Origin of the sequence: Bdellovibrio bacteriovorus (genome assembly GCF_001592745.1) — a bacterium.
Lineage (GTDB): Bacteria > Bdellovibrionota > Bdellovibrionia > Bdellovibrionales > Bdellovibrionaceae > Bdellovibrio > Bdellovibrio bacteriovorus_B.
Window position 1 is genome coordinate 1,111,911 of sequence record NZ_LUKD01000001.1, and the last position, 24,800, is coordinate 1,136,710.

Sequence of the window (24,800 nt, forward strand, 5' to 3'; positions counted from 1 at the left end):
ATAACTGGTCTTATTTGTACAGCCACAATCGTTTAGTCTAGGAGCATGAGTCTTTTGAAATTCATTCTGTTGTCCGTTTCGTTGCATAGTTCTTGGGCCCAAAACTCTACTCAAGCGGTGTTGCCAATTGGGGCTATTCCGAAAGACTCAGCTATCGAACTTAAAACTGTTCCTACCGGATCGTTTTTCAACCCTGCCGTTCGCAGCGACAACACCGAAACTGGTTTTCAAAAAGTCGACAATTCGGGCTTGATGCAGGTGAAATCCATCACGACCAAAGATACTTCTTCTGACACCGCCGACTTACAAGCACTTGCTACGAATCAACAACTGGTCGTACAAACCGTGGACCTTACAGCCCAAAACTCGAATTGCTCAAGTTCGGGTGATTCCACAAATTGCACAATCACACAGGACGTGCCGGTTTATAAAACGGGAAACTTTGATTTCGTTAATTGGTTCTTAAATCTTTTTGGCATGGGAAAGCAGCCCAGTTTAGTAACGCCGTCGAAAAACATCGACAAAACATCGCCGAAAGAAGCTATGGCCTTAGCTTTAGAAAAAACCGTAACAGAAACAAATGCAAAACTTGCTAAACCCTTAGAACCCAGTTGTACGGACAATCTGCCACAAGATTTAAAGCGCGATAAAACTTTAGTATGCGGAGTTGAACAGGCACTCGCGGCCTTCAAAAAAGGAAAAGACGACGGCAAAATCACCCAAGAAGTTTTCATCTTCAATGATTTTTCTAATGGCGGAGTCATGGGGAAAATGTGGTTTCTAAATGCCGACGGAACTCCCGCAAAAGTCGTGGATAAAAATCCGATCTGGGTTTCTAGAGGTGAAGGGGGCTTTGGAAATGGACGAGGCACCATGAGGACTCCGAACGGCGCTGTCGTCACGAAGGCTTATCGTCCTCCTCGCGGTGGAAATATCAAAGACGGTGTGGAGCTTGTCGGGTTGGAACCTGAAAACCAAGACATTTTCGGTCGAGGAGTTTTGCTTCACGGCTGGGATCCGTACACTCCCACTCAAGGCTGTCTGGGCGTTGCAGGGAACTTAGATACCAGGGCAAAGGGGAATTCCAAATTAGGTGGAACCCCGCCTTACTTAGACATTATGAAAAAAGGCTTACTTAAAAACGGAGGAGTGATGATTTACAATTTCACTCCGGTGAAAAAGAACAAGTGTTCCTAGGCGTTGCGAGTGACCTTGCCGAGCGGTTTTAATTTACCAACCTTACCCACTTTCGAAGGCAAAGGGTGCTGAATCTTTTCAGCCATCCAAGGATCGATTTCTAAAAGCTTATCCAAGTTCAAGCCTGTCTTCACACCCATACCATGGAACATGTAAACGACGTCTTCGGTCGCGACATTTCCAGTAGCCCCTGGCGCGTAAGGACATCCGCCTAAACCACCCAGGCTTGTATCAAAAACCATCACACCGAGCTTATAAGCCGCAAGAATATTGGCCAAAGCTTGCCCACGAGTATCGTGAAAGTGACCCGCAAGTTTTTTTACTGGCACGACCTTCTTCAATTTTTTAAATAATGATTCCACTTGGCCTGCATCAGCCACACCGATGGTATCGCCAATAGAGATTTCATAAACACCTAGCTTATGCATACGTGCAGCCAATTTGACCACACGCGCTTCAGGAACTTTGCCTTCAAAAGGACAGCCGAAACACGTTGAAAGATAACCGCGAACCTTGATTTTGTGCTTTTTTGCTAAAGCCATCACAGGTTCAAAGCGCTTGAAGCTTTCATCAATAGAGCAATTGATGTTTTTCAAAGAAAAGGATTCTGAGCAGGCGGCAAAGATGGCCACTTCTTTCACACCACTTTCAATCGCATCTTGCATTCCACGTTCATTCGGAACAAGAACAGAGAATTCCGTTTTCTTGGGAATGGCACCGGATTTCACAAGCGTAAAAGTTTTTGTTAGGACTTCAGCAGTTCCCGCCATTTGTGGAACCCACTTCGGAGACACAAAAGCACCAATTTCCACTCGCTTAGTACCGGCTTCGATCAGTCGTCTTGCAAATTCCACACGAGTGTCTGAATCCAAAACGGTTTTTTCGTTTTGCAGACCATCTCTTAATCCCATTTCAACAATCACGACTGACTTTTTCATAGATCCTATTTATCGGAAACTGGTTTAATTTTAATAAGCGCTTTACCCAAAGCCACTTGTTCACCGACCGCGCAAGAAATGCTGTCGATAGTTCCTGCGATATCCGCTTTCAAAGTGTACTCCATTTTCATGGCTTCCATCACAAGAACGGCTTGGCCCGCTTCTACTGAAGCTCCGGCAGAAACTAAAAGTTTCGTCACCTTTCCTGGCATTGGCGCCACCACTTGATCGGAAGATCCGCCAGCACCCGCCTTTTTACGGGACTTACGTCCGGTAGAAGCATCCATCGTGAAAACACGTCCATTGTGATGCACCCACAACGTGCCTTTAATCAATTGGGCATGAGCTTTATGGTCAACACCGTCGACTCTAACTTTGATTTCCATTAGATGCCTCTCCAATAAGATGCCCATGGTGAAGTATTCGCACCTTGGTTTTGTGTCCCACCACCGCGAAGTTGCAGAAGTGCGCCTTCCGCGATCTTTTTATCCAAGCTAGAAAGCTCTGGTTCTTTCAAAGCTTCGCTAAAATAAGTTTCGATAAAACGAGTGGTCATTGTTCCCATAACAAATTCTTTGTGAGAAAGAATTTCGATCAAGTAAGGAATATTCGTGTGAACACCAAACACCACAGAGTCTTGCAAGACGCGAATCATTTTTTGAATCGCTCGTGAGCGGGTTTCATCCCACACAATGACTTTGGCAATCATCGGATCGTAGTAAGGAGTGATTGTATCGCCCGCATCAAAACCATATTCATAACGACGTCCCGGTCCTTCCGGCCATTCCACATGTCCTAGAAGACCTGTTGAAGGAACGCCACCCATGAATGGGTTTTCCGCATAAATACGACACTCGATAGAGTGCCCCCGAGGAACGCGCACTTGTTTTGGATCATGCACGAATTCGCCTTGAGCCGTCAGGATTTGCATTTTCACCAAATCCACTCCCAAAACTTCTTCAGTTACCGGGTGTTCTACTTGCAAACGGGTGTTCACTTCTAAAAGATAAAATTCATTATCTTGAAGAAGGAATTCAACAGTTCCCGCTCCTTTGTATTTTCCTAAAGTGGCAATCGCGCAGGCGGCTTCGCCCATGCGACGACGAAGATCGTCACTCAGCGAAGGGGATGTCGCCTCTTCAATGATTTTCTGATGACGGCGCTGAACAGAGCACTCACGGTCAAAGAAGTGAATCACATTTCCAGTGCTATCACCGAAGACTTGAAATTCAATATGTTTTGCGCGATCCAGGTATTTTTCTAAAAAAACTTTTGGAGAACCAAATGCCGATTGAGCTTCACGTTGAGCGGATTCAATCAACTCTTTAGCTTCCGCTGAAGATTTGATGAGCTTCATCCCGCGTCCGCCGCCACCCGCAGCGGCTTTTACGATCACAGGGAAACCGATTTTTTCAGCTTCCAAAATCAAGTGAGCCACTTCTTGGTTTTCGCCCTGATAGCCTGGCACTAAAGGAAGGCCTGCTTTTTTCGCCAACTCCTTACAGTGAACTTTATCGCCTAAAGAACGAATTGATTCCGCAGAGGGACCAATGAAAGTCAGTCCGGCTTTTGTCACAGCTTCGGCGAAGTCGGCATTTTCAGACAAGAAACCAAATCCCGGATGGATGGCTTGAGCGCCACCCGCCAAAGCGCCGTCGACGTTTGCTTTGATGTTCAAATAACTTTCTGCCGTTGGCGCGGGTCCAATGCAGATAGTTTTGGTCGCCATTCTGTAAGCGCGAGTGTTGATATCTGCTTCCGAATGCAACAGAACGGTTTCGATGCCCAATTCTTCACAAGCTTTGATAATACGAACAGCCACTTCACCTCGATTGGCGATGGCGATTCTAGAGAACTTAGCCATTATTGTGATCTCCAAGATGGTTCACGTTTTTCTAAGAAGGATTTAAGACCCTCTTGTCCTTCGGTACTCACGCGACGTTCTGCAATTAAAAGCGTCGTCGCGTCTTTTTGTTGAGACCAAGACATGAAATTCAAATCATTTAAAAGTTTTTTAGTTTCGCGAACGGCTTCCGGTCCGCACTGCAAATAGTTGTGAATCACTTTTTGCACGGCTGTGTGGCCCTCACCCGGAGGAACCACTTCTGTCACAAGACCCGCCTGTTGAGCGACATGGGCGTTAAACACCACACCCGAAAGCATCAAGGGACGAACCTTTCCTGGCACCGCTTTGCGATTTACAAAACTGCTAATTACCGCCGGAGCAATTCCCAGCTTAACTTCACTAAAGCAGAACTGAGTGCCCTCTTCAGCAATCACTTCGTCACAAATAGCAACAAGACCCAAGGCGCCACCAAACGCGGCTCCGTGAACCATACCAATCACTGGCAAAAGACACTGCGCCATGGTTTCAAACATGTTAAAGAGTTTCAGAGAATCTTCGCGATTTTGTTCAAACGAAAAGTTCACCATTTCGCGCATCCAGTTCAAATCTGCGCCAGCGCAAAATGCTTTGCCTTCTCCTTGCAAAACCACGGCTCGCAAATCTTTACGGGCATTCAGGCTGCGGAAGGATTGAGTCAGCTCTTCGATCATCTCAGGATTAAAAGCATTGCGCACGTCAGGTCTATGCAACTTGACGTAAGCGACTTGATTCATCTCGGTCACAACAACAAAAGACATAATTACATCCTAAAGACGCCTTGGGATTTTTCTCCCCAAGACTTGTTAAGACTTGCTGCAATTCCCAAAGCCAGTACACGGCGTGTATCTGCTGGATCGATAATACCGTCATCCCAAATACGCGCTGACGAATAATAAGCTGAACTTTCACGCTCGTATTTTTCAAGTGTAGGACGTTTAAACTCGGCTTGCTCTTCCGGTGACATGCTTTGTTTTTTTGCCGCCATCTGATCCAGCTTCACCGTCAAAAGAACGTTCGCTGCTTGCTCGCCACCCATCACGCTGATTTTAGCGTTCGGCCACATCCATAGCTGACGAGGCTGATAAGCTCTTCCACACATCCCGTAGTTGCCCGCCCCATAAGAGCCGCCAATAACCACAGTGAATTTTGGAACATGCGCATTCGAAACAGCCATCACCATCTTCGCGCCATGTTTCGCGATACCTTCATTTTCGTATTTTTTTCCGACCATGAAGCCTGTGATGTTTTGCAAGAAGATCAAGGGAACTTCGCGCTGTTCACAAAGTTCAATAAAGTGCGCGGCTTTTTGCGCGCTCTCGCTGAATAGAACACCATTATTCGCGATAATACCAACGGGCATTCCCCAGATGTGAGCAAAGCCCGTCACTAAAGTTTTACCGAAAAGAGGTTTGAACTCATGAAAGCGAGAACCGTCCACGATACGCGCAATCACTTCACGCACATCAAAAGGAACGCGACTGTCTTTAGGGATCACGCCATAGATTTCTTTTGAATCAAAAAGAGGTTCTTCGACCGGCATCATTTTCATTTGCACAGCACGTTTGTGATTTAAGTGTGCGACGATCGAACGAGTGATTTCAATCGCATGTAGATCATCTTCAGCGAAGTGATCAGTCACACCGCTAGTTTCACAGTGAACCTGAGCGCCACCTAACTCTTGAGCATCAACGACTTCTCCCGTTGCGGCTTTCACCAAAGGAGGACCACCCAAGAAAATTGTTCCGTTTTCTTTTACGATGACGGTTTCATCACTCATCGCCGGAACGTAAGCTCCCCCGGCTGTACAAGATCCCATGACCACGGCGATTTGCGGAATGTTAGCAGCGGACATGCGAGCTTGGTTATAAAAAATTCTTCCGAAGTGATCACGATCTGGGAAAACGTCCGCTTGCATTGGCAAGAACGCGCCGCCGGAATCCACAAGATAAATACAAGGAAGACCATTTTCAAAAGCGATCTCTTGCGCACGCAGATGCTTTTTTACGGTCATCGGAAAGTAAGTTCCACCCTTAACAGTCGCATCGTTCGCCACAATGACACATTCTGTCCCGTGAATCACCGCGATGCCGGTGATAACACCAGCACCTGGAGCCTGGCCTTCATACATGTCCCAGGCTGCAAGTGTAGAGAACTCAAGGAAAGCTGTACCGCCATCCACAAGTGCTTCAATACGCTCACGTGCTGTTAACTTGCCACGAGCTTTGTGTTTTTTTGTCGCGTCTTCACCGCCCCCTTGTTTAACAAGGTCCACTTTTTCACGCCATTCATTGACGATGCCTAACATCGCTTCGCGGTTGGCTTTAAAGTCGGCAGAATTTGTATCTATGTGACTGTCTAAAATTTCCATAAATCCTAAAAACTATTCTTGTCCAGCAAGTGCGGGAGTGTGTTTAAAATTCAACTGCAAACGGATCTCCGCCACAGCTTGTTCGTTGTCGTCAAAGATCTTAAGTTCGGCTTCGCTTTTAGCTTCACGATGATCGCGCAATGCTGAAAGCACCAACTCACGCGTGGTTTCTGGAAGCTCCATGCGAATACGGCAGTCTTCAGTTTGATTTTTAAAGAATTCAGCTTCGATTCGAGAAACAGAAATTTCAAAGTTTCCCACGGGAGCGTGGCGCATCCACAACACTTTCGCGGCTTCTGCCGCTGCGGTTGTCAAAGCCCCTTCGTGCATGCTGTTGGTTTCGCTCATATTGCGAGTGCGAGCGGGAACCACCATCTCGACTTGCGTGTCAGAAAGGCGAGAAATTCTTAAACCCATGCCGGCTGAAAAAGGTCTCACGATATCCAGCGCATAACTCAAAGCAGCATGCGAAGCCTTCGGGGAAACCTCTTCCAAAAGAGCGGCAAGGTCCGCCGCGCTCATACGAATGCCACGACTTTCCAACTGAGATTTCAATTCGTCTTTGGCAGTTTGCAACTGCTGACGCAGGTTCTGCTCCAGCTCAATCCCCTTTGACATTAAGATTGTCAGCCATTGTTGGTTCATGAGATATCCTCTCTGCACGGTTGTTGAAAAAAACGGAATATCATGCTCGGATAAGGATGTCAGTTTTATCACACTGAGTAAATGGAGAGAGGACTCTAGGAATGAAGAAAATTGTTAGCCTCATTGTTTTTCTTGTGGCGTTGGTTTGGACTTGGAATGTAATTCACACTTCTGAAGCTGTGGGTTTTGAGACGCACTCCGGCATCCAGTTGAAATTAGCTGAACTTATCGGCAACACGCTAACAACGAAGAAGCCTCAGGCTAAGGACCTTTCTATCATGCGCCTTTGGACAGAATCTTTGGGTGATAACAAAGTTCGCGCTGTGTTCGCTTACAAATTCATTGAGCCTTCTGAAGAGGGCGAAGAGCTTGAACAAATCATCGAAGGCGAAGCTGTTCTTCACCGTGAGCCTTCCGAAGACGCCAACACAGACAAATGGGTTCTTCAATCCGTAAAAACGACAAATGACATCGTGGTGTTCACTGAAGGCACGACTTTAACTCCAGGTGAAGCTCCAGAAACAGAAGAAGCAGCTCCAACGGCAACTCCAGCGGCGACAGCGGCTCCTCAAGAAGCGACACACTAGAAATGCCCATTCCTACACAATTCATCCAGATTGATGAAGAGGGTTTTGGACTCAGCCGAGACATTCGCATCCAAGACCCATTGGTAGGACAAGAACTTCTGCAAAATCTAAAAATTCATGAAGGTGGAACCCTGCTTTCCACCATCGGTGAAACTCCCGTCATCGTCGAAGCTTTCGACGAGCCTTACGTCGCATCACAAGTTCACTTGAAAGAAGGCGTTTGGGAAATCTCTCTTCCCTACGGCGTTCACTATTCATTTCAATTAGAATCTTTGTCGCTGGATGAGTGGGATCGTTTTCACGGTTATACTTCGAACAACATTCCTTTTGTTTTTTCTCGCAAAGCTCAAGCCAGTTTCTTTAATTTGCTCGATGAATACGGCGACGATTTCATCGAGTTCCAAGGTAAGACTTACGACATTCCAAACTATTGGCCCTCGAACGAAAATGTCGAAAAAGAAACTTATTGGAGCAGCATCTACAAAGAAGAAGCCAACCCCGGATGGAATTTGGGTGAGCCGGCAGAAGCTTTGAAAGACATGATTCCTCGACTGAAAATCGCGCGCTCCCGCGTTTTGGTTTTAGGTTGTGGAGAAGGTCACGACGCCGCTTTATTCGCGGCCGCAGGACACTTTGTGACGGCTGTCGATATTTCTCCCGAAGCTATTGAAAGAGCCAAGAAAAATTACGGCCATCTTTCGAACTTAACCTTCGTTGAAGCCGATCTATTTAAACTTCCTCGCGAATACGACCAAGCCTTTGACATCGTTTTCGAACACACGTGCTACTGCGCCATCAACCCGGCAAAACGCCAGGAACTCGTCAAAGTTTGGAATCGCGTTCTAGTCAGCGGAGGCCACCTGATGGGCGTCTTTTTCACTTTCGAAAAACGCCAAGGCCCACCCTACGGCGGAACCGAATGGGAACTGCGCCAACGCCTAAAATCCCACTATCAGCCCATCTTCTGGGGCCGCTGGCAAAAATCCATTCCCCGACGCCAAGGCAAAGAACTCTTCATCTACACCAAGAAAAACTAAAAGGTGCCTGCTTCTTTTTTGTACTTCACCGCAGCACAAAGTGATGCGTTGAAGTACAAAAAAGAACCTGGCACCTTTGGGTCGGAGGATCTCATGCACATAGAATTCACCCAAGCCGATGAAAGCCACATCGACCACCTTGTCGAACTCGTCAACTCCGCTTACCGCGGTGATAGCTCCAAAGAAGGTTGGACGACCGAAGCGGATCTTCTTGATGGCCAACGCGTTGATGCCGAAGGGATCCGTGAGCTGATCAACAAAGAGGATTCCATCATACTCATCGCCGAAGACGACGACACAGGCGACCTTTTGGGCTGTGTGCATTTAGAAAGACAAAATACGAAATGTTATTTGGGGATGTTAACCGTCGATCCGTCATTGCAAAGTAAGGGAATTGGCAAGATGTTGTTAGACGAATCAGAAGCACTTGCACAATTCTGGGATTGCACTAGCATCTATATGACGGTGATTACGGTACGTTCTGAATTGATTGCCTGGTACGTGAAGCATGGCTTCCGCGATACCAAGGAAAAAAAGCCGTTTCCTTACGGTGACGAACGCTTCGGGATCCCGAAAGTTCAAGGGCTGGAGTTCACAGTTCTTGAAAAGAAAATCTAAAAAAAGAAGCAGGGGCTTTTTTTGGGGGACATATGATGCAGGGATGGATCCTGGCATTGGCAGTGCTACTAGGCACTTCGGCATACGCATATGAAATTCCGAGCGACAGCGACGTGATGACTCACTTCGGGGATTGCAAGGCAGAGTTTCTTCCTTCTAACTTTTCTATCTTTGTTTGGAATATCAAAAAAGCGGAGTCCAAAGCTCGCTGGGCCATGGATTTTGAGCGATTCGCTCCCAAATCCGACGTCGTTCTTATTCAAGAAGCGATGCTCGATACCTTTGTGACGTCTATTGCTCTTCGCCAAAAAAACTTTTGCTGGGATTTCGCCACCAGCTTTATCGACAATGACCCAACAGGCGTTATGAACGGCTCTCCAATCACGGCATTGAAAACACATTTCTTGCGCAGCCCCGGGCGTGAACCGATCGCACGCACTCCTAAAATGACGTTGATTGCCGAATTCGCCATCGCCAACAGCCGTGAAACTTTGATGGTCGCAAATATTCACGCACTAAATTTCGTTCAGGACAAAAACAACCGCGCCCAGATTCAGGCTGTCGCGGACTTCTTGAAAAAACATAAAGGCCCCATCATTTTTGCTGGAGACTTCAATAGCTGGAACGGCAACCGCACCAGTGCCTTAAATGAGATTCTGTCTCCATTGGGACTTAAGAAAATTCCTTTAGATAACGATGATCGTGGTATGAAGCTGGATCACATCTTCGTTCGCGGGCTCTTAACTCACTCTTCCACTCTTCATCCTGATATCAAAAGCTCCGATCACGCCCCGATCACGGCCGCATTCCGCCTTAAATAGGGCTTTTGCGCCAGATCAGCCATCTTAAGACCAGCTCCCAGAGCGGGTAAGATTCATTTTTCGTATAATAACATATTGTCTATGTATTAAAATTTTTCTCGTTTTAGGCGCATAGTCTCCTTTGAAAAGGAGGCCACTATGTTTTCAAAACTAATCATGTCAGCACTTTTGGGATTGTGTGCTTCCGCGACGGCTTTGGCTGACCAAATGGGTCCTAACGGAGACAAATTCTATGAAGAGGCTGCTCATTTTGAGCACGCTTGCCGTACTGAACCCTGTGAAGGTCCTTACAGCCGCGTCCTCGTTTACGATCAAAAAGCAAAACTCACAAAAATTTCAGCTGAAACTCGCGAGACTTTGAAAAAGGTGGCCGTGGATCAGGCGCAAGTCTGGGGCGACACTATTCTCGAGGGAGATTATTACGCTTCCGGGCGTACTCGCTTGGATCAAGTCATGGCCTTCTATAAGGGTCAAGAGCTTATCGGCTACAAAATCCAGTACTCTGAAAAAGCCTGGTACACTGGAGATTGCGAATTCGACGGCTCACGCGCTTCGTTGAAAGGCTGCCAAGAAGGTCGCATCGTTGAGGGAAGCTATGTTTCCTCTGACGCTCAGACTTACTTCAGCGACGAAGAACGTTACGCTGAGTTTTCTTTTGTCCAAGACTAGTCTATAGTGTCGCCAACATGGCGATAGCAATCGAAACTGAAAATCTAAAACGCGTCTATCAAACTTATCAAAAGCCCGAAGGATTTCTAAATTCCCTTCGCGGCTTTGTGAATCGTAAGCACATTGATCGTGTAGCCCTTGATAGCACTTCTATTCAAATTGAATCTGGTCAAATTGTGGGTCTTGTAGGCGCTAATGGCGCTGGCAAAACAACTCTTTTAAAGATGCTCTCAGGGCTGGTAACGCCAACGAGTGGTGACGCTAAAGTTTTGGGTTTCCGACCGTGGGAACGTAAAAACGAGTTTCTTCGTCAGATCAGCATTCTTTTAGGTCAGAAAAATCAGTTGTGGTGGGATATTTCTCCCGCTGATTCCTATGCACTCCTGGCGCGCATTTATGATTTGGATTTAGTAAAAGCCCGCAAACGCGTTGAGCACCTGGCTGATATGCTTCAGTGTTCGCACGTTCTGCACACCCAATTACGCCGCTTAAGCTTAGGCGAGCGCATGAAAATGGAAATTATCGGTGCGCTTTTACATGAACCCCAAGTTCTATTTCTGGATGAGCCCACCATTGGCCTTGATATCGTCGCCCAAGAAACCATTCGCGAATTCTTGGATGAGTACGTTAAAGAAAAAAGCCCCACCGTCATTCTGACCAGCCACTATATGGATGACATTGCCAAGCTTGCCGACAAGCTTCTTCTGATTAGTAAAGGGCACATCGTCTATCAGGGAACTGTTCCTGATTTCGTGGCAAAATCAAATAGTGAATTAGCTGAAAATGAAGAGGTCGATTTTGAAGATGTCATCCGCCGTTTTTTGGAAACGGAATCTCGCGTTCGCTAAATTGGCGATCGTCACAAATCTTGAATATCGCCTGAACTATTTCGTCGATGCGATTTTGCAACCGACGATCACCACAGGCATCGAGATGCTTTTGTGGCACGCGGTCTTTGTCGGTGCTGGCACAGCCGAAGTTGCCGGATTCACCCGCGACTATTATCTTTCTTATGCTCTCTGGGGCGCTTTCTTTGCGCGCATTTGCACGAGCTGGATGTATGAATACCGAATGATTCAAGAAATCGACACGGGCACCATCAACAGCCTGCTGGTTCGACCCATGAGTTTCTACGAGTATTATTTTTCGCAGTTGATGGGATACAAATTCGTCACGACACTTGTCTCGATGCTGATCCCACTTAGTGTCGTTATGATTTTTAAATTACCGACACAGCTTTCAAGACTTCCCATGGCCTTTGCTTTAGAGTTTTACTATCTCATCCTGGTTCACTCGATCAGCTTTGTGGTTGCTTCCATCGCTTTTTATTTCAATAAGGTCTATTCCCTAACTGGAGCAAAGAATTTAGCTCTGTGGCTTTTCACCGGAGAACTTTTTCCTTTGGATCTGATGTCAGAACCATTCAGAACTTGGGCCATCGCTCTTCCATTCAGCGCCGGAGTCTATGTTCCTGTCGGATATATCACGGGTCGACTTGAAATAGCGACAGTATGGCAGTCATTTGTCTCCGTCACTATCGGCATTGTCGTCGTAAATTTAATTGGCATGGCGATGTGGCGTAAGGGAATCAAAACTTATGCGGGAACAGGTGCTTAATGAAGAACATTAAAAAGTATCTTCTTTTGTACTTCGCTCTTTTTAGGACCAGCTTCATTGCCGATCTTGAATATCGTGTGAACTTCCTGACTCGAATCATGACAGATATTTTCTGGTATGCGGCTCAGATTATAACATTTGAAGTTTTATTCCATCACACCCCCCGTATTGGTGACTGGAACTTAGAACAGATGCGTGTCTTTCTGGGAATTGTATTTGTGGTCGACGGACTTTATATGATCATCCTTTCGGAAAACTTAGATCAATTTTCCGAAAAAGTCCGCAAAGGTGATTTGGATCTGCTTTTAGCTAAGCCTGTGAACTCGCAGTTCATGCTGAGTCTGCAAAAAGCATCAACTGCAATGATTGGAAATCTGGGGCTGGGCCTGGCTTGGTTCATCTACAGTCTTTTGCAACTTTCTGAATTTAATTGGTTTCGACTGTTGTGGCTCTTAATTTTGATTCCTTGTGGACTGGTCGCTCTGTACGCCATGAGATTTTTTATGGCTTCAACCGCCGTGATCTTTGCACGCTCAGAAAATTTGCAGTTCATTTGGTATCAGATTTACAAGCTTGGGATGCGCCCCGATTCGATTTATGTTCCTTGGTTTAAATGGGTTCTATTAACCGCGCTTCCCGTCGGCGTGATCGCAAGTGTTCCTGCTCGCGCCCTCTTAGAACCACCGCAACTGGAACTGTTTGCTTGGGTCGTCGTTCTTGCGGGTCTTTTAATTTATCTTTCAAACAAATTTTGGAAATTTGCCTTGCGTTTTTATTCCAGCGCAAGCTCTTAAGGAGGGTTATCTATGATTAAAATTTACGGTTCTCCGATGTCTAGCGCGGGTCGCTGTTATTGGATGCTTGAAGAGTTGGGTGTTCCCTACGAGGTGATGCCTTTGAACATGAGTGAAAAAGAGCAAAAGTCTGAAGCTTTCCTTAAGATCAACCCGAATGGAAAGATTCCAGCGATCGTCGATGGGGACTTCACACTTTGGGAATCCATGGCTATCACCAACTATCTGGCAAAAAAATTCGAAAGCCCGTTAGCCGCGAAAAACTTGCAGGAAGAGTCTTTGATTCAACAGTGGAGCTTATGGGGTCTTGTCGATTTTCAGGAACCTGCTGTTAGCTGGATGATCCAGGAAATCTTTGTTCCCGCTGAACACCGCAATCATCAAATCATTGAGAATGCGAAGAAGGCCTTGCCAAGAGTTTTAGGTGTTCTAAACCGCGGCCTTGAAGGAAAAACGTATCTCGTAGGAAACCGCTTTACCGTTGCCGACGTCAATGTGGGCGCGGTCACGAATATCTTGTTAGGACTTAAGTATGACCTCACAGCTTATCCAAATGTGCAAAAGTGGATGAGCGAATTCCAGCAACGCCCTGCCTTCAAAAAAATTGCGGAAATGCGCCATTTCCCTAAGTAAAACCTCAAAAATACTCAATTACATCGGCGCATTGGCCGATGTAATTGGAGATGATTCTACTCGTCTTTATTCAAGCCCTTCTTTTGTCTAGCTTTTCGCACGCTCAAGAGTGTGATCGCGAAGCTGTGCGCGAGCAGATGAAATTCATCGTTCAGAATTACACTTACCGAGACGTCTCTCGTCTCGTTGATATGACGAAGAAAGATCTTCAAGCCTGCAATATCAACAACCGGAACATGGGTGTTTCAGATAACTTCCTAGAGTCACTTAAAACGACTTCCATTCGCGGTGAGATGTCGCGCATAAAAGATGACATCAAAAATTTCTCTGAAAACGGCCGCGTCGAAATGTTTGAAACCGAGTATCGCCTGTATGCAAAACGCGTCGGCCTGAGCCAAGCAGAAACGGACGCCTTTTTAAAACGGTACAAAGAAGAAGGTATTAAATCGGCGGCACGCGAACGAAAGACCTGCACGGGCGTCGACATGAGCAAAGAAATGGGACCTGTGCGAAATCAAGACTCTATTGGTTGGTGTTATGCATTTGCTGGCGCGGATCTAGTCTCATACAGACTTAAAAAGAAAATCTCTGCCGCAGATATGGCGGTCACCTATAACGACGGTATTATCAGTGATATTCAGAAAACTTTTGGATCAACGGCTGAAAAATTTCAGGGTGGTTTCACCGCTTCAGCCATCGATAACGCCGTCCAAAAAGGTTTTTGCTTAGAGAAGGACTTCCCCAGCGAAGACAACTCACGTTCGAACTTGAAGAACACGCTTAAAGAAATTGATTCTTTGGGAAGACAAAAGCTGGGCATCGCTGGAGCGGATTGCGTGCAACTTCACCAAGCTTCACGAGTTCTGTTCCCCAACGTAAAGATAGGTGACCTGCAAAAAGTTCTAAGTGAGAGTTCGTCGCGCAATTTCATTGATAACTTGGCCGACAAAACCTGCAATCCGCGCATCAAAGCAAATTTAGAGACTGAAAACAATATGTATCTCTTCGACAAGAAAGCGATGATTCGCGATCTTGATGAACAGCTGAATAAAAGTAATCCTGTGGCTTTAGGTTACGACGCTTCCAACCTTATGGATCGCCGGGACACTGAAAAAACGCAGATGCATGCCAGTGTGATCGTGGGTCGTCGCTTTAATGAAAAATCCGGACAATGCGAATATCTTCTTAGAAACTCATGGGGCCGAGGTTGCAGCTATGATCCTGCGTATGAGTGTAAAGAAGGCAACATCTGGATTCCTAAAAACGATATTATGCAAAGAGGAAAGTTCTTAGACTATGTTAAGTAGTATCTTATTTATTCTTATCAGTTCTTCTTTCGCACAGTCCGAGCTTCGGTGCGTGGATGGCAGTTTTCGTTCAACAACGAACGGCATCGTCTCAACAACCAAAGCTCACTACTGTTTTAACTCGGATAAAAATCAGCTTTATTCCAAAGAGTGTAAAGATCTAAAGTGCACCACCGCTTTCAATGATCGAAAATTTTTTAAGTTTTCTGAACTCCACGATGAAAACAGCAACCCGGCATTCAATCTCTGTCGCAAGCTTGACGGCAAGCCTGAGCTTCTGGAGTTCAAGGTCGGCAATGAATGGTTTGCGCTCGATCGCTGTCAATTCAAAGACGGAAGCTTTGTAAGCACTTCCGAGCTGTTGAAATTCTATCTTCAAAAGAAACGCTAGCTAAGCGCTAGCTTTTCAAATGCATTAACTTTGTTCTTTATTACATCAATGGATTTTTGCCAGAACTCGGGACGACGAATGTCTTCGCCTAAATGCTTCTGCACTAAATCTTCCGCTGTCATTCGGCCGGTATCGCGCAAAATCTCGACGTATTTTTTCATAAAGTCTTTACCCAGCTCTTTACGACGAGCATAGATGCTCATCGCAAATAAGTAACCAAACGTATACGGGTAGTTATAAAAACTAGTTCCGGCCATAGCGAAATGCAGTTTTGTCGCCCAGAACATCTTGTCATTCGAAGTCAATGTCGGTCCGTACCACTTCGTCCATGCTTCGTCCGTCAATTGCGAAAGCTCATCGGCGTTTAGTGAACGCTTCAAACGCTGTTCATAGAAGTTCTTTTCAAATTCAAAACGCGCTGGAATATTGATTAGGAAACTTGTCGCTCCCTCCACTTCTCCCCACGCGAATTCGATCTTTTCTTCTTTGCTTTGAGCTTCTTCAATCAGAACATCGTGCAAAACTGTTTCTGCAAAAATGCTGGCCGTTTCTGCTAACGTCATAGGGTAACCCGTTTGTGATCTTGGCAAATCACGCATGGCCCAAGAGTGGAAGGCATGGCCCAATTCGTGCGCTAATGTAGAAACATCGCTGTTTGATCCCATGTACGTCATAAATACACGCGGCTCGCGACGTTTTGCAAATCCTGTGCAGTAAGCTCCATTGCGTTTGTTCGGAAGAACTCGGCCCTCAATCCAACGATTGTCGGCCATCATCTTCACAAAATCCCCCATCTGCGGATCAATCTGCGCAAAGGAATCTTGAATCAGCTGCAAAGCCTCTTCGTAGGAACGCTCTTTCTTGCCACCAGAAACCGGACTTTGCGCTAAAAGATCCCAAGGATCTAAAGCTTTCTTCCCCATCATTTTTGCCATCATCAAAGGAGCTTTGCGAGTCTCGCTGAGATTGTTATGACAAGCGGTCATCAAAGCATCCAAAGTTTTTCTTTCGATACGATTGTTGTGCAATGACGTATCGAGGAAATGCACAGGTTTAGAATAAGATCTTTTCTTATTCACTTCATGACGCCAACCCGCCAATGAATTCAAAATGAAAGCCGCAGAATGCTTATGTTCGGCCCACCCGTTTTGGATACTTTGCCACGCTACCCTACGAGTATTTTCGTCGACGTTTCTAGTCAACGAACTGGCATGAGCCAAGCCCACTGTTTCCGTCTTATCGGCCCACTGAAGGTGACAGCGCATAGAACCGCTAAGCTTCGTGTAAAGCTCGCCCCAGGATCTTAAACCCGGGTTAGATACGGCTTCTAGCAATGCTTCTTCTGAGTCCGCTAAAAGCGTGTCTGCATTTTTTCTTTCATTTTTCCAGTAAAATTCTGCCGGCTTCAGTTCAGGATGCGCCAACACCTGACTTAAGAAATTTTCCGAACATCGTTTTAAGAAGTTATTCACCGGGATCGTAGATTGCCAGAAACGCGAATTCATAGACTGAAGCTCTGAATACTTCCCTTGAGCGACGTCATCCGCAGAGTTGACGGAGAGCGTGCAATTCAGATAAGTGCCCATGTTCATCGAAAGGACGATGGCAGCGTCTCGTTCCAAAAGAATTTTCTGAACCTGCTCACACGTTGATGAAGCAGGATCCGCGTTGGAGTCTAAGGCCTTTGTTAGTGCGTTTTGCACTGATTTGACAAGGTCCTCAAGCAAAGAAACTTTGTTAGCAAAGTTAGCAAACTCCGTTTGAAACTCCGGAGACGTGCACGACGGGTACTCTGATTCGATATTCCAAGCCATTTTTTCCATAGGAAGAAATAGTATCTCAAGGCGTTAAAAAAGAAAACGCCGAAGATATTTCTTCGGCGTCATGGTGATACTTTGAACTAACTCTAACGCTTCTCGATGTCGTCTTTGGCTCGAATCAATTTTGCGCCCACGTCATTCAACAGACGACTTAGTTCGGGAGAAAGCTTTTTGCCCATCATTGTTAACTGCAAAGCCTCCCCTTCGAAGAAAGGTCCGATCTTTTTATCATCCGACCAATCTTCTTCAAATTCGGATTCGAACTTGCGGATTTCTGCGGTGTCATAAATCTGAGCTCCAAATTCGCGGAAGCTTCCTTGCAATGTATCTGGATTCAGATTGGACGAACCAACCAAAAGAACTTTCCCATCAACCGAGGTGATTTTACGATGATTTTCCTGGTGGTACTCTTGTTTCGTGCCGTTAGGAAAGTGGGCCTCAATTCCCAGGGTACGACGTGCACGAACTTCGATACCATGATCCATCAGTTGACCTAGGAACAATGTATTCGGCAAGCCTCCCATCTTAAAGTTCCCATTGTGGTCGGCCACAATACGGATTTTTAAAGATGGCACTTGAGCTTTACGCTTCATCAAAGCGTCATTGATATATTTGTCATAGATGAATAGATGCTCCATATAAATGTGGCTTTGGGCGTTTGCGATCATGTCGATAAGCATGTTGCGCGTATCTTTGATTTTTCCGTCCACATTAGCTTCCGCCAAACGAACATATTGATTTCCCACTGCAGGAAACGCAGTTCGTTTTAGTTTAAACCAAGAAAGAATCTTTTCTCGTTGAGGCAGATAAGCCTCGTTCGAAAAGCCCTGTTCTTTAAAGAAGAACCATTTTCTTTCTTTAGGATCTAAGGTCAAAGCCGCTTCCACATCATCATAATATGCAGCTTGCACCATAGCGGCAGCGGGCCCCTTTACGTACAAGGCGTTGTCGAAGTAATATCCGCCACTGTGATCCGTCCAATTCTTTGAACCAAAGTAAGCCTGTGGCGCATCTGATTCCGCATCGATAACAATGACCTTGCTGTGATCAATTTTTGATTCATAGTAAGTGTTGCGTTTTTCCAAGGATTTGAATGTTTCTTCTGTTTTAGGAACAAAGTTTGTCAAACCAAAAGGTATTCCGGGCGGATGTCTTTGGATATTTGCTTGAAGCAAAATAACCGAACCTTTTAAAGCCGGCTCTTGCGCGCGATCTTTAATATACTTAAAGATCGGCATCATCTCATCCTTCATATTATAGTTCGTCGCATAGTCGTGCATGATCAGAACTTTGAAATTGGGATTGGCTTTTTTCTTTTCGATAGTTTGATCTAAAAGAAACTTGGAAAGTGTTCCTCCCATCGTCCCACCGAAAAGGAAAATATTAATAAAAACCGACTCTTTCGACGAGATGATCATGTCGCGAATCTTTGCAAACATCGGATCCTTGAATGAAGGATGCCCTTCATCCTCATTCGATAGAGGCATTTTCATATAAGGCTGGTTAAAATCCAGTTTTCCGCCGGCAAAGATAACCCGATCGTTGAACCATTGAATACGTTCAGGTGAGGTTTCATTATGACTGACGATTTCGACAACGTTTCCTGCAATAAGACCCGTTGATGAAAGGACATAGTCATCCATTTCGGGGAATATCTTGCGAAGATCCTCTGTCAACTCTGTGCTTTGTAAAGACAATGCCGTCTGACTTTTTGTCGCCAGCATTTCTAGCATGGTGCGTGCCTTCGCCTGCGCAGATTTATCCTTTTTAAGTGGATGCTCAGAATAATCACGCAGAAGCTGCATGCGGTACTGAAGCAATGACTGCAGAACACGGTTTTCATTGCTTAAATTCTTTTTAACAAATTTCCAATAAACCAAAGGCAGCAACAAGGATTCTGGAACTTGAGCCTCATAGGCCTTCACAAAAGCACGGGCATTTGTTTGTTCAGCCTTAGGAAGTTTTTGAATCTCCTTTAAAAGAGTTTCGGGTCGGCGACACGCTTCAGCCGAATAGAGAACATCGAAATTCTTCTTATAAAACTCGACAGCAGCCAAGCGTTCTTTCAAAGAGACATTTTGAGCCTGCGCTTGCCAGCCTAGAAGAAATGCTAAAGAGACGATGACAGTTTTTTTCATAGAGCACTTCCTTTAAGAACAGATTCAAGATTCAGGAATCGACTGAGCGGCTTTTCACATTTTTTAAGCAACTGGCGTTTTGCATTGGAAAGGGCCGCATCCTGACTCTGGGATGAAGAATCCTGGTTGTGAGAATTGTACTCGACAAGGTCCACAGAACTTTTAGAAAGATCGATTTCCTTCTTTTCCATATCGTAAACAATTTTTTTGAGCGTAAAGCTGACAAATTCAGAATACTTTTTCTTTGGCTCAATCATAAATGTCGCCGTTGGGATGGATTTTCCCGCAGCGTCTGACTTATCTGGCATCAGTTCGTAACGGCCCTCGCTGGAGGTCGCTAACAGCCCTGGATAAACCTCTAAATACTCATCCGTCGGAATGATATTTTTCAGGTTGAAGTTCTTATAAAGATCCACCGTATAGAAGACGGGAACGCCGTTCCCGCCCCCTTTGGCCGTCGCAATAAAGTTTTCGCATTGCACAGGCTTATTTAAAGCTTCATTCACTCGATAATAACGGCGATATCGCACATAACCCTTTACGCCCTTTTTCATCGGATTCGGGATTCCCGGTTTCATATCCAGAATCTCAATATAAAGAGTTACGATTCCGCCGATATAGTCAGCGTCTTTTTTAACAGGAATATACACCGAGTTGTTATACATTGATCCGGTGACAGAGGACTTTTCTAAAGTCTCCCACTTCCGACTCAAACTTCCGGTATCGCTTAAGCGAAAAGGCTGATTGCTTGAAAGCTCGGGACCGTAGTCGTCTTTACGATAGGGTTCAGGAACAAACGTAAGATCAATTTGCAGTCCCGTATTCACGATCTTATAAAACTTCATCGTCTTTACGAAGTTTTCGATCATCGACTCTTTCAGGTTCCCCACAACAATCTTAGCCAGCGCTTGCTCTGAAACATCCGCCGAAAGACTTTCGGTCAAGGCTTGTTCCAAAGCTTTTCTAGCCGTCTTAGATAAATAATTCTTATCGCCGTTTGTGTAAAAATCAATTTTCAGCGGATGACGATAAGCTTGTGTCGGCGAATCTCCACCGAAGATTTCTGCGGCCGCTGCAACCCCGGCGTCGGAAGTAAGAGATTTTGTCGCTGCTGGCTCCCGCTTCTCTTTATGAGTACATTGTAGACACAAGAAAGAGGCTCCCGCTAGAAGAGCCCATCGCAAATTATTTCTCATAAACGCATCCTATAGGTTCTGGAATTTTTCAAATTCAGCGTATGATTGATCCGTCGCCTTTAGTAACAAAGACAAAGAGAACGGAAGATCTTTGAAGTAACGTTTTCCGCCGTAGTACATGATAACCGGCTCAAAGACAGGGTTGTTGCCCACTGCGAGCTGGGCGACGTTGTCAGGACTGATCGTGTAGCGTCGAACCATCTCTTCCAATGGCCATTTCACGTCAGCATAAACGACATAGGCAATTTCCGAGCAGACAATACGTTCATGGGTCGCGACGTCGAAATTGAAATCATATTCTTTTCCGATTTGCGCCACCGCTTGCAGAATGGCTTTGCGGCGATAATCGTCTGACATTTTTCGTTTATCGCGAATCACCAAGAAATCATCAATGTTTAAGAAATGCTCCAGAGTGTTGATTTCAACCCCCGGACGTAAAGCTTCAACGATGCGATGACCAGAGCGAATCTTATTCTGAATATTCTTTGGAATTTGATCCCAGACCTGCAATTCACGAAGTTGTTGTTCCGTTCCCAGCCAAATCGCCACGTGACCATAATGTCCCGGAATCATCTTGTCAGTAAGTCGAAACGGGGTTTTTTCCATCAGAATGTCCAAAGGCTTCATCTCTGCCACTAAGGCCTCTTTTTCTGAGGATGGCATGTTGTAAAGATAACCTTTCCGCGTTTCCACTAAGCCAACCATATTGCCAAAACCCATGCTGACTCCGTAAGAGACGGCGCGCACGCCGCGCTTTCCACGAAGAGTCAGTCGGTTCCATAAATTCACAATCGAATCTTTGAAGCTGGAACTGGTTTGTCCGTTTTTAACCGCCAAGTACCAGATGCTTGATTGACTTAAACCGTATAAGAAACTTTCTTCCGAACTTGTTTCGATTCCTTTTGATCGGCGCCAAGCCATGACTTCGTCTACAAACTGAATGGCTTTTTCGACCTGCGTGCGACGTGTGGGAGAAGAATAAGAATCCGCAATCTGCTGAAGAGCGCGTCGCTCATTTGTATCATAGTTCAGAACGTAACGAAGAGCGGAGTTATCATTATAAGGCTGGATCGCAACCAGATAGTTATCTAACAAAAGCAAAGCCGCCGACAGCGCCATTTGAATGCGGAAGAACTGCTGTTCACCTAATTTGTCTGTGGGATCAATTTCAGTTACGGTATAAGTGACAGACTGTCCCTCGTGCGGTCCACGATAAGGACCAGGGCGAGTTTTTGTTTGTGACGAAGTGCCTTTGTATGCGTTTAGCTTCACGCGGTTTTCGCCTAAGAAGAGTTCACCTTCTTTGATCGCCAAATCCATGAGCTTCTTGCGGATCTCAAGATACTTACGACCTTTTTCTCGCAACCACTCGCCTTCTTCACGTGTCAGCGCAACATCAGATTTTTCATTGAGTTTTTTTGCTTCTGCAAATTTCAAAGCTTCTGCGCGAAAGTCCAAAGACTCTGCAACCAGAACTTGAAAATCATAATATTTAGGATCAACGAAGTATTGAGCCGAAGCTGGCGCTCTATTCGATGATTGAAATGAAGAGCACGAGGCCAGAATCAATGAGAATGCCGTAAGAGCAACGACCAATCGACGCATGAAATATTCCTCCATACGTCAAATTTAAATCTTTCTCGGATACATTCCGATGGGAACTTGTTACCCAACACTCTTTCTAGACGTGGGTCTCAGTGCGAAAAGTCACCGTTTTCCGCGTCCACTTAGTTGCTAGTGAAGGCCCAAAACACTTCTTCGGATTCGTTGAACTCTTTAACCAAAAATTTCGGGATTTTTTCTCCCTTAAAAGCAATATGAAAGATTTGAGTTTGAAGAATGTTTTCGGTGTTAACAAGTTGTAAATTTGGATTATGGCCACCGCGCACTTGAATCAAAATTTGTTTCGACGCCTTTGGAACCGTTTTGTAGTGCTTGATCGCCTGTGGTGACGGCGTGGCGCTGTCATCAGATCCTTGAAAGTATGTCACAGGCGACAACAAAGGATAGCGTTCTGCTTTGTAAGTGGACTTTGTCCCGGCACGAAGTTGACGACAGTGGGCTTGCGACTCCGTATCCACAACCGGCGTAAGAACTCCATTCTTATAAGCGTCGGCGGTGCTAGTGTTTGGCAGAGCCAATCCAAGTTCCTGACAGGCAATCATAAAATATGGAATATCATTAGAGATAAAAAGCACATGCGGAGTGTAATTGATAGGCTCAAACATCGAGACCATTTCTTTGATGAACTCTTGATATTTTTTTTCGTCGGTAAAACCCAAAAAACGTTCTTTGATTTTGTTCAACCCATCGTCATACATCATCTGAGTGCGTGCGTAATTTGAAAGCCAGATCGCGGGAACACCGTATTGCGTATGAACTTGATCTAATTTCTGAAGAATCTCCGCCGGTAAAGTTCCCAGCATACGTTGCAAAAGTTTGCGGCGATGAGGCGCATCCCACAATCCCGATTCGCCATCAAAGACGACACCTTCTAAAATAGTCGCGCGGGTCGCTTGCGGAAAAAGCGAAGAATAAATGGTTGCCGGAACTGTGCCATAAGAAATGCCGTAAACGGTCCACTTCGAAATTCCCAAGTGCTGGCGAATTCTTTCGGCATCGCGCGCGACATTTTCAGAAGAATAGAATTCAGGATTTAGATATTGCGCTAAAGTCGCAGGACGAGAACAGCCGATTCCTCGCTGTTCCATAATCAAAACATTGTATGGCATCGCTTGACGGAAAAGCCCCCAGTGAGCCGTTGAGCCCGGGCCACCTGTGAAATACAAAAGCGTTTCTTTGCTAGAGTCGTAAACTCCACCGACAAAATAAGAATAAATGTCAGTCGTACCTAAAGAAGGATTGGAATAATCAAAAGGAACGGTGACGTAGATTCCTTTTTCATGGGCTATCAAGTTAGCGTAAGTCTTTTGACAAAGAGTACGACCGGATTCGTAGTTCGCAGGAGTTGGCAGAGTCAAAGCCGCTTGCGCAGAAAAACCGAAAAATAAGAGCGCTAAAAGAATCGTTGTTTTCATGAAGAGCTTTTTAAGTGAAAAAGCCCTATTTCCCAAGGAAAGGCCCTGAAATTAGAAATTTTCTAAAATTTGGTGCCCCTAAGAAGGAAGGCGGGATCACGGTTTTGCTGTAAGCCGGATTCTGTCCCAATCACCAGGTCCCATAATTTGTCCCGATAATCGTAGATGATCATTCCTCTGGGAGTGCTATTACTAACACCCTCAAGCGATCTTACCCGAAAGCTACGGACTGGCCGTCCTACTAATGCTTCCCTATTTGATCTTGCTCCGCGCAGAGTTTGGCTGTTTTCACTCCAGCGACTCCCCAGAAGGCTCCCGTTCCCGCCTTTAGGATCATAGTCCTGGATATTCTTTCTGTTCCACTGTTCCTGACATTACTGTCGAGGGGCGTTACCCCTTGCGCTGCCATTTGGAGTCCGGACTTTCCTCTCTAATTTCAAGAATTTAGAGTATTATTAGAGCGATCATCCGCAAAACCGAAGGGGATTTCTAACACCCCCCAGCAAAAAGCGCAAGAGGGTTTTCATCGCCCCTATTTTATTTTAATTTCTAAGCATCGTTTACAAAAGGACTTTACCATGAAGATCGCTGTATCTCTATTCGCATTCGCTTTGACTCTAGCTCTTACATCTCCGTCTTTGGCGGAAGAAGGCCATGGTGGCGGCGGTCACGGTGGATTGGCTGAAAAAATGAATGCCTTGTTCCCACCAAAACAACCAGTTCCTGCGAAACGAGAAGTTCCAGCGACTCCACAAATCGCTTCACCTGCTTATTTCTCTGAAGTGAAAGCGGATAAAGCGGCTTTGCAATGGAAAGCTGTTGAAGGCGCTTCTGAATACCACGTGCAATTGGCCACAGATCCTAACTTTAAATGGTTGGTCGCTAACGAATACCACGTTAAAGGCACTTCTTTTGAAGCCACAGGTTTGGAAGCTGGTAAACACTACTACTGGAGAGTCGCGGCTGTTGCTGATGCAAACTGGTCTACATTCCGTAAGAGCTTCTTTGCGACTTCTATGTTTGCAACTCCAGCGAAATAGTTTTTTCTACAAAATCTAAAAAAATAAAAAGCCCTTTGTTTCGCAAAGGGCTTTTTTATTT

The 24,800-nt window shown here is 45.5% G+C and carries 24 protein-coding genes and 1 other RNA gene; 13 read left to right on the forward strand and 12 right to left on the reverse strand.

What is annotated here, in order from left to right:
• The first annotated feature begins 45 nt into the window (after positions 1–45).
• Entirely contained in the window at positions 46–1,197 is a 1,152-nt protein-coding gene (locus AZI87_RS05255; protein ID WP_253696492.1) for a hypothetical protein, read from the forward strand.
• On the opposite strand, the gene AZI87_RS05260 is transcribed toward AZI87_RS05255, so the two are convergent.
• Genes AZI87_RS05260 through AZI87_RS05285 form a run of 6 tightly spaced genes read right to left on the reverse strand, consistent with a single transcriptional unit; the run spans position 1,194 to position 7,033 of the window.
• On the reverse strand, positions 1,194–2,135 hold the full coding sequence (locus tag AZI87_RS05260) for a hydroxymethylglutaryl-CoA lyase (protein WP_063205339.1): 942 nt from the start codon (positions 2,133–2,135) through the stop codon (positions 1,194–1,196). The genes AZI87_RS05255 and AZI87_RS05260 overlap by 4 nt on opposite strands.
• A gap of 5 nt (positions 2,136–2,140) precedes the next feature.
• Positions 2,141–2,521, reverse strand: a complete 381-nt coding sequence (locus AZI87_RS05265; RefSeq protein WP_063205340.1) for an acetyl-CoA carboxylase biotin carboxyl carrier protein subunit — start codon at positions 2,519–2,521, stop codon at positions 2,141–2,143.
• Positions 2,521–3,999: an acetyl-CoA carboxylase biotin carboxylase subunit gene (locus AZI87_RS05270; RefSeq protein ID WP_063205341.1), complete on the reverse strand. Its 1,479-nt coding sequence runs from the start codon at positions 3,997–3,999 to the stop codon at positions 2,521–2,523. The genes AZI87_RS05265 and AZI87_RS05270 overlap by 1 nt, the downstream gene beginning before the upstream one ends.
• Positions 3,999–4,778 carry an enoyl-CoA hydratase-related protein gene (locus tag AZI87_RS05275; protein WP_063205342.1) on the reverse strand — a complete coding sequence of 260 codons (780 nt, stop codon included), beginning with the start codon at positions 4,776–4,778 and terminating at the stop codon, positions 3,999–4,001. Before AZI87_RS05275 ends, AZI87_RS05270 begins: the two co-directional genes overlap by 1 nt.
• Before the next feature lie 2 nt (positions 4,779–4,780).
• Positions 4,781–6,388, reverse strand: a complete 1,608-nt coding sequence (locus AZI87_RS05280) for a carboxyl transferase domain-containing protein (protein ID WP_063205343.1) — start codon at positions 6,386–6,388, stop codon at positions 4,781–4,783.
• A gap of 12 nt (positions 6,389–6,400) precedes the next feature.
• Positions 6,401–7,033: a DUF4442 domain-containing protein gene (locus tag AZI87_RS05285; RefSeq protein ID WP_063205344.1), complete on the reverse strand. Its 633-nt coding sequence runs from the start codon at positions 7,031–7,033 to the stop codon at positions 6,401–6,403.
• A gap of 101 nt (positions 7,034–7,134) precedes the next feature.
• Between AZI87_RS05285 and AZI87_RS05290 the strand changes: the two genes are divergently transcribed.
• From AZI87_RS05290 to AZI87_RS05340, 11 genes are all read left to right on the forward strand, one after another.
• The gene (locus AZI87_RS05290; protein ID WP_063205345.1) at positions 7,135–7,620 is read left to right on the forward strand and encodes a hypothetical protein; all 486 of its coding nucleotides are present in this window, start codon (positions 7,135–7,137) and stop codon (positions 7,618–7,620) included.
• 2 nt (positions 7,621–7,622) lie between these two features.
• Positions 7,623–8,657, forward strand: a complete 1,035-nt coding sequence (locus AZI87_RS05295) for a class I SAM-dependent methyltransferase (protein WP_063205346.1) — start codon at positions 7,623–7,625, stop codon at positions 8,655–8,657.
• A 93-nt stretch (positions 8,658–8,750) separates the two neighbouring features.
• Positions 8,751–9,275: a GNAT family N-acetyltransferase gene (locus AZI87_RS05300; RefSeq protein WP_063206586.1), complete on the forward strand. Its 525-nt coding sequence runs from the start codon at positions 8,751–8,753 to the stop codon at positions 9,273–9,275.
• Positions 9,276–9,307: 32 nt separating this feature from the next.
• Positions 9,308–10,096: an endonuclease/exonuclease/phosphatase family protein gene (locus tag AZI87_RS05305; protein WP_063205347.1), complete on the forward strand. Its 789-nt coding sequence runs from the start codon at positions 9,308–9,310 to the stop codon at positions 10,094–10,096.
• A 138-nt stretch (positions 10,097–10,234) separates the two neighbouring features.
• Positions 10,235–10,765, forward strand: a complete 531-nt coding sequence (locus tag AZI87_RS05310) for a hypothetical protein (RefSeq protein WP_063205348.1) — start codon at positions 10,235–10,237, stop codon at positions 10,763–10,765.
• 17 nt (positions 10,766–10,782) lie between these two features.
• Positions 10,783–11,613, forward strand: coding sequence for an ABC transporter ATP-binding protein (locus tag AZI87_RS05315; RefSeq protein WP_063205349.1), 831 nt, complete (start codon positions 10,783–10,785; stop codon positions 11,611–11,613).
• Positions 11,570–12,382, forward strand: a complete 813-nt coding sequence (locus tag AZI87_RS05320) for an ABC transporter permease (RefSeq protein WP_063205350.1) — start codon at positions 11,570–11,572, stop codon at positions 12,380–12,382. The genes AZI87_RS05315 and AZI87_RS05320 overlap by 44 nt, the downstream gene beginning before the upstream one ends.
• On the forward strand, positions 12,382–13,176 hold the full coding sequence (locus AZI87_RS05325) for an ABC transporter permease (RefSeq protein ID WP_063205351.1): 795 nt from the start codon (positions 12,382–12,384) through the stop codon (positions 13,174–13,176). The genes AZI87_RS05320 and AZI87_RS05325 overlap by 1 nt, the downstream gene beginning before the upstream one ends.
• Before the next feature lie 12 nt (positions 13,177–13,188).
• On the forward strand, positions 13,189–13,809 hold the full coding sequence (locus AZI87_RS05330; protein ID WP_063205352.1) for a glutathione S-transferase family protein: 621 nt from the start codon (positions 13,189–13,191) through the stop codon (positions 13,807–13,809).
• A 50-nt stretch (positions 13,810–13,859) separates the two neighbouring features.
• Positions 13,860–15,116: a C1 family peptidase gene (locus tag AZI87_RS05335; RefSeq protein ID WP_063205353.1), complete on the forward strand. Its 1,257-nt coding sequence runs from the start codon at positions 13,860–13,862 to the stop codon at positions 15,114–15,116.
• Positions 15,106–15,507, forward strand: a complete 402-nt coding sequence (locus AZI87_RS05340; RefSeq protein WP_063205354.1) for a hypothetical protein — start codon at positions 15,106–15,108, stop codon at positions 15,505–15,507. The genes AZI87_RS05335 and AZI87_RS05340 overlap by 11 nt, the downstream gene beginning before the upstream one ends.
• Here the strand turns inward: AZI87_RS05340 and AZI87_RS05345 are convergent.
• The 6 genes from AZI87_RS05345 to rnpB all read right to left on the reverse strand — a co-directional run bounded on the left by AZI87_RS05345 (position 15,504) and on the right by rnpB (position 24,179).
• A complete protein-coding gene (locus AZI87_RS05345; RefSeq protein ID WP_063205355.1) occupies positions 15,504–17,330 on the reverse strand; it encodes a M3 family oligoendopeptidase in 1,827 nt (608 codons plus the stop codon). The genes AZI87_RS05340 and AZI87_RS05345 overlap by 4 nt on opposite strands.
• Before the next feature lie 83 nt (positions 17,331–17,413).
• Positions 17,414–19,465: a phospholipase D-like domain-containing protein gene (locus tag AZI87_RS05350; RefSeq protein WP_063205356.1), complete on the reverse strand. Its 2,052-nt coding sequence runs from the start codon at positions 19,463–19,465 to the stop codon at positions 17,414–17,416.
• A complete protein-coding gene (locus AZI87_RS05355) occupies positions 19,462–20,661 on the reverse strand; it encodes a hypothetical protein (RefSeq protein WP_063205357.1) in 1,200 nt (399 codons plus the stop codon). Before AZI87_RS05355 ends, AZI87_RS05350 begins: the two co-directional genes overlap by 4 nt.
• A gap of 9 nt (positions 20,662–20,670) precedes the next feature.
• On the reverse strand, positions 20,671–22,266 hold the full coding sequence (locus tag AZI87_RS05360; protein ID WP_081112135.1) for a YiiX/YebB-like N1pC/P60 family cysteine hydrolase: 1,596 nt from the start codon (positions 22,264–22,266) through the stop codon (positions 20,671–20,673).
• Positions 22,267–22,388: 122 nt separating this feature from the next.
• Entirely contained in the window at positions 22,389–23,699 is a 1,311-nt protein-coding gene (locus AZI87_RS05365; RefSeq protein WP_063205359.1) for an alpha/beta fold hydrolase, read from the reverse strand.
• A 94-nt stretch (positions 23,700–23,793) separates the two neighbouring features.
• Positions 23,794–24,179, reverse strand: an RNA gene (rnpB, locus tag AZI87_RS05370) — RNase P RNA component class A.
• Between the two features lie 98 nt (positions 24,180–24,277).
• On the opposite strand from rnpB, the gene AZI87_RS05375 reads away from it, so the two are divergent.
• Complete coding sequence (locus AZI87_RS05375; RefSeq protein WP_063205360.1) at positions 24,278–24,739, forward strand: fibronectin type III domain-containing protein; 462 nt, start codon at positions 24,278–24,280, stop codon at positions 24,737–24,739.
• The last annotated feature ends 61 nt before the right edge of the window (positions 24,740–24,800 follow it).

Bases quoted from the DNA above. Each gene is read 5' to 3' on its own strand.
- AZI87_RS05255 (WP_253696492.1), top strand. From the start codon at position 46: ATGAGTCTTTTGAAATTCATTCTGTTGTCCGTTTCGTTGCATAGTTCT.
- AZI87_RS05260 (WP_063205339.1), bottom strand. From the start codon at position 2,135: ATGAAAAAGTCAGTCGTGATTGTTGAAATGGGATTAAGAGATGGTCTG.
- AZI87_RS05265 (WP_063205340.1), bottom strand. From the start codon at position 2,521: ATGGAAATCAAAGTTAGAGTCGACGGTGTTGACCATAAAGCTCATGCC.
- AZI87_RS05270 (WP_063205341.1), bottom strand. From the start codon at position 3,999: ATGGCTAAGTTCTCTAGAATCGCCATCGCCAATCGAGGTGAAGTGGCT.
- AZI87_RS05275 (WP_063205342.1), bottom strand. From the start codon at position 4,778: ATGTCTTTTGTTGTTGTGACCGAGATGAATCAAGTCGCTTACGTCAAG.
- AZI87_RS05280 (WP_063205343.1), bottom strand. From the start codon at position 6,388: ATGGAAATTTTAGACAGTCACATAGATACAAATTCTGCCGACTTTAAA.
- AZI87_RS05285 (WP_063205344.1), bottom strand. From the start codon at position 7,033: ATGAACCAACAATGGCTGACAATCTTAATGTCAAAGGGGATTGAGCTG.
- AZI87_RS05290 (WP_063205345.1), top strand. From the start codon at position 7,135: ATGAAGAAAATTGTTAGCCTCATTGTTTTTCTTGTGGCGTTGGTTTGG.
- AZI87_RS05295 (WP_063205346.1), top strand. From the start codon at position 7,623: ATGCCCATTCCTACACAATTCATCCAGATTGATGAAGAGGGTTTTGGA.
- AZI87_RS05300 (WP_063206586.1), top strand. From the start codon at position 8,751: ATGCACATAGAATTCACCCAAGCCGATGAAAGCCACATCGACCACCTT.
- AZI87_RS05305 (WP_063205347.1), top strand. From the start codon at position 9,308: ATGATGCAGGGATGGATCCTGGCATTGGCAGTGCTACTAGGCACTTCG.
- AZI87_RS05310 (WP_063205348.1), top strand. From the start codon at position 10,235: ATGTTTTCAAAACTAATCATGTCAGCACTTTTGGGATTGTGTGCTTCC.
- AZI87_RS05315 (WP_063205349.1), top strand. From the start codon at position 10,783: ATGGCGATAGCAATCGAAACTGAAAATCTAAAACGCGTCTATCAAACT.
- AZI87_RS05320 (WP_063205350.1), top strand. From the start codon at position 11,570: ATGTCATCCGCCGTTTTTTGGAAACGGAATCTCGCGTTCGCTAAATTG.
- AZI87_RS05325 (WP_063205351.1), top strand. From the start codon at position 12,382: ATGAAGAACATTAAAAAGTATCTTCTTTTGTACTTCGCTCTTTTTAGG.
- AZI87_RS05330 (WP_063205352.1), top strand. From the start codon at position 13,189: ATGATTAAAATTTACGGTTCTCCGATGTCTAGCGCGGGTCGCTGTTAT.
- AZI87_RS05335 (WP_063205353.1), top strand. From the start codon at position 13,860: ATGATTCTACTCGTCTTTATTCAAGCCCTTCTTTTGTCTAGCTTTTCG.
- AZI87_RS05340 (WP_063205354.1), top strand. From the start codon at position 15,106: ATGTTAAGTAGTATCTTATTTATTCTTATCAGTTCTTCTTTCGCACAG.
- AZI87_RS05345 (WP_063205355.1), bottom strand. From the start codon at position 17,330: ATGGAAAAAATGGCTTGGAATATCGAATCAGAGTACCCGTCGTGCACG.
- AZI87_RS05350 (WP_063205356.1), bottom strand. From the start codon at position 19,465: ATGAAAAAAACTGTCATCGTCTCTTTAGCATTTCTTCTAGGCTGGCAA.
- AZI87_RS05355 (WP_063205357.1), bottom strand. From the start codon at position 20,661: ATGAGAAATAATTTGCGATGGGCTCTTCTAGCGGGAGCCTCTTTCTTG.
- AZI87_RS05360 (WP_081112135.1), bottom strand. From the start codon at position 22,266: ATGCGTCGATTGGTCGTTGCTCTTACGGCATTCTCATTGATTCTGGCC.
- AZI87_RS05365 (WP_063205359.1), bottom strand. From the start codon at position 23,699: ATGAAAACAACGATTCTTTTAGCGCTCTTATTTTTCGGTTTTTCTGCG.
- AZI87_RS05375 (WP_063205360.1), top strand. From the start codon at position 24,278: ATGAAGATCGCTGTATCTCTATTCGCATTCGCTTTGACTCTAGCTCTT.